Annotated in this window: 3 protein-coding genes; 1 reads left to right on the plus strand and 2 read right to left on the minus strand. The window is 67.6% G+C overall.

Translation table 11 applies throughout. The features are described from left to right. Nucleotides 1-98: 98 nt before the first annotated feature. Complete coding sequence (locus GJ693_RS15350; RefSeq protein ID WP_156257118.1) at nt 99-980, minus strand: oxidoreductase; 882 nt, start codon at nt 978-980, stop codon at nt 99-101. Between the two features lie 45 nt (nt 981-1025). Between GJ693_RS15350 and GJ693_RS15355 the strand changes: the two genes are divergently transcribed. Continuing rightward, on the plus strand, nt 1026-1508 hold the full coding sequence (locus tag GJ693_RS15355; RefSeq protein ID WP_197042262.1) for a helix-turn-helix domain-containing protein: 483 nt from the start codon (nt 1026-1028) through the stop codon (nt 1506-1508). Here GJ693_RS15355 and GJ693_RS15360 read toward each other — a convergent pair. Then, a complete protein-coding gene (locus GJ693_RS15360; protein WP_156257119.1) occupies nt 1453-2334 on the minus strand; it encodes a LysR family transcriptional regulator in 882 nt (293 codons plus the stop codon). The two genes, GJ693_RS15355 and GJ693_RS15360, sit on opposite strands and share 56 nt — an antisense overlap. Nucleotides 2335-2558: the final 224 nt, after the last annotated feature.

Here is a 2558-nt window from a genome sequence, read left to right on the forward strand (position 1 = left end):
CCGCGCCCGCCAGGTGCTGGGCGACGTGCCGGCGGCCAAGACGGCGCGCGACCAGGCGCTGGCCGCCTTCGCCGGCGATGCCGCGGCGCAAGGCCGGATCAAGGCTGCGGCAGCGGAGATGGGGCTGTAGCCGGCCACAGGTCGAAGCCGCTGTTGCGCTGCGCCTGCGAGCCCCGCCACATCATCGCGTCGAACAGGCGATCGCTCAGCAGGCTGCGCAGGAGCAGCAGCGGCCGGGCACCGGCACCGGTGGCATAGCGGGTGCGGGGGTGCCGCGCCGTCAGCGCCTGCTCGATAGCGCGGGCGATCACGTCCGGATCGGACAGCCAGCCCGCCGCCTGCGTGTTGTCCAGCATGCCGGCATGGCGCCGCGCCCAGGGCGCATAGACCCCGGTTCCCGAGCTGGCGAGCAGGCTGTCGCGGGCGATGCCGCCCCATTCGGTGCGGATGCCGCCCGGCTGCACCACGCACACATCGATGCCGAAGGGCTTCAGCTCCATGCGCAAACAGTCGCTGAAGCCTTCCAGCGCGAACTTGGTGGCGTGATACCAGGCGCCGAACGGTTCGTGGATGCGGCCGCCAACCGACGAGATGTTGACGATGCGCGGCCGTTCGGCCCGCCGCAATTGCGGCAGCGCCAGCTGGATCAGTCGCGCCGCGCCGAACAGATTGACCTCGAACTGGCGGCGGGCCTCGGCCAAGGGCACATCTTCCACCGCACCATAGCTGCCATAGCCGGCATTGTTGACGATGGCCGACACGCCACCATCGCTGGCCAGGTCGTCAACGGCAGCGCAGATCGAGGCATCGTCGGTGAGATCGAGGGGCAGCGGGTGGACATTGGCGCGCTCAAGTGCGGCCAGCCGGTCCAGCCGGCGTGCGGCGGCGTATACAGTCCAGCCTCGGGCTGCCATCCGGCGGACGCTGGCGGCGCCGATGCCCGACGAGGCACCGGTGATCAACACGGCATTGCGGGTCATCCAACTCTCCTTGCTTGTGAATGACGACTCCGATAACTATGGAGCATGGTCCATGGTCAACAGTCTTTTCGCCCGCTGCTGATTTCGGAATTTGCCCGTGTCACCGGACTGAGCACCGATACCATCCGCTATTATGTGCGCCGCGATCTGCTGCGGCCGCAGCTGGGCGCCAAGGGCGGGCGCAATCCCTATCAGCTGTTCAGCGAAGCCGATGTGCGCACCGCCGAGCTGATCCGCCTGGGCCAGGCGCTGGGCTTGTCGCTGGCCGAGATTGGCGCGTTGCTGAAGGAGGAGCAGGCCGGCCAGATCGACGATGAGCGCAGTCTGTCCATCCTGCGCGAGCATCGCCACCGTCTTGCCACGAAGGCGGCTGAGTTGCAGCGGCTGGTCGCCTATCTCGATGCCAAGATCGCCTGGGTGGCCGGCGGCAGCCGCGGCCCGGTGCCGGCCATGGCGGATTTCGCGGCCAGCACTAGCCCGTCAGCAATTCCGCCAGCAGCGGGTTGGGAAAGCGCCGGCGCTGGGTGATGGCGTGGAATTCCTCGGTGAGGCCGGGGATGGTGAAGACTTCGACCAGCGTGCCGGCGGCGAGTTCGTCCTTCACCACGATTGGCGGCACCAGGGTGAGCGCGTCGGACGAGCGGGCGAGCAGGCGCAGCATCGCCATGTCGTCCACTTCGGCGAGGATGATCGGCTGGATGCCGGCCTGGTCGAGCAGTTGGTCGAACCCGGTGCGGATATCGAGGCCGCGGGCCGGCAGCAGCACCGGCAGCTTGGCGAGATCATGCGGGAAGTGAAGCGGGCAATGCAGGAGCCCGGGCGGGCCGACCAGGCCCACCGGTTGCTGGGCGATGCGCCGCGACACAAGGTCGGACGCGATGGCCCCGCCCAGAGCCTTGGGGGGCTGGTTGGCCAGCACCACGTCCAGCTCATGCGCTTCCAGCTGGGCCAACAGATCCTTCAACGTGCCGGAGACCATGATCAGCTCGACATCGCGGCGGCCGATCAGCGGCGCGATGAACTCGGCCTGGAAATTGCGCGACAGCGTGGGCAGCGCGCCGATTCGCAGTATCTGCTGATCAAGCCGCACCCGCCCGGCCAGGGTTGATTGCAACGCCTCGCCCGCGGCAAACACCGTGTCGGCATAATCCAGCGCGATCTTGCCAGCTTCGGTGAGGGTCATGCGGCGCGGGCCGCGGTCGAACAGCGCGTGGCCCAGCGATTCCTCCAAGGATTTCAACTGCACCGACAATGCCGATTGCGACAGGTTCAACTGTTCGGCGGCGCGGGTCAGGCTGCCGGCGTGGGCGACAGCATGGAAATAGCGCAAGTGGTTGTAATTGAGCGCCGGCATTGCATCACTTTCATGAAAACGAACGGTATCCTCCAATATATCTATTTTACCTGAAGCGTTCCAGCCTCTAGATGGCCCGTCGTTCTGCCCTTCCCGATGGAGCGACACGGATGACGACGACCCCCCTGATGTGGCTGGTGCTGGCCGGCCCGGCGGCCCTGCTGGCCCTGGCGCTGCTGCCCGCGTCGGACCCCAAGCGCCTGGCCGGCCTGGCCCGCGGTGGC

It is taken from the genome of Sandarakinorhabdus oryzae (assembly GCF_009733735.1).
Classification (GTDB): Bacteria; Pseudomonadota; Alphaproteobacteria; order Sphingomonadales; family Sphingomonadaceae; genus Sandarakinorhabdus; species Sandarakinorhabdus oryzae.

Excerpts from the sequence above, each read along its gene's own strand:
- GJ693_RS15350 (WP_156257118.1), bottom strand. The coding sequence starts at position 980 with ATGACCCGCAATGCCGTGTTGATCACCGGTGCCTCGTCGGGCATCGGC.
- GJ693_RS15355 (WP_197042262.1), top strand. The coding sequence starts at position 1,026 with ATGGTCCATGGTCAACAGTCTTTTCGCCCGCTGCTGATTTCGGAATTT.
- GJ693_RS15360 (WP_156257119.1), bottom strand. The coding sequence starts at position 2,334 with ATGCCGGCGCTCAATTACAACCACTTGCGCTATTTCCATGCTGTCGCC.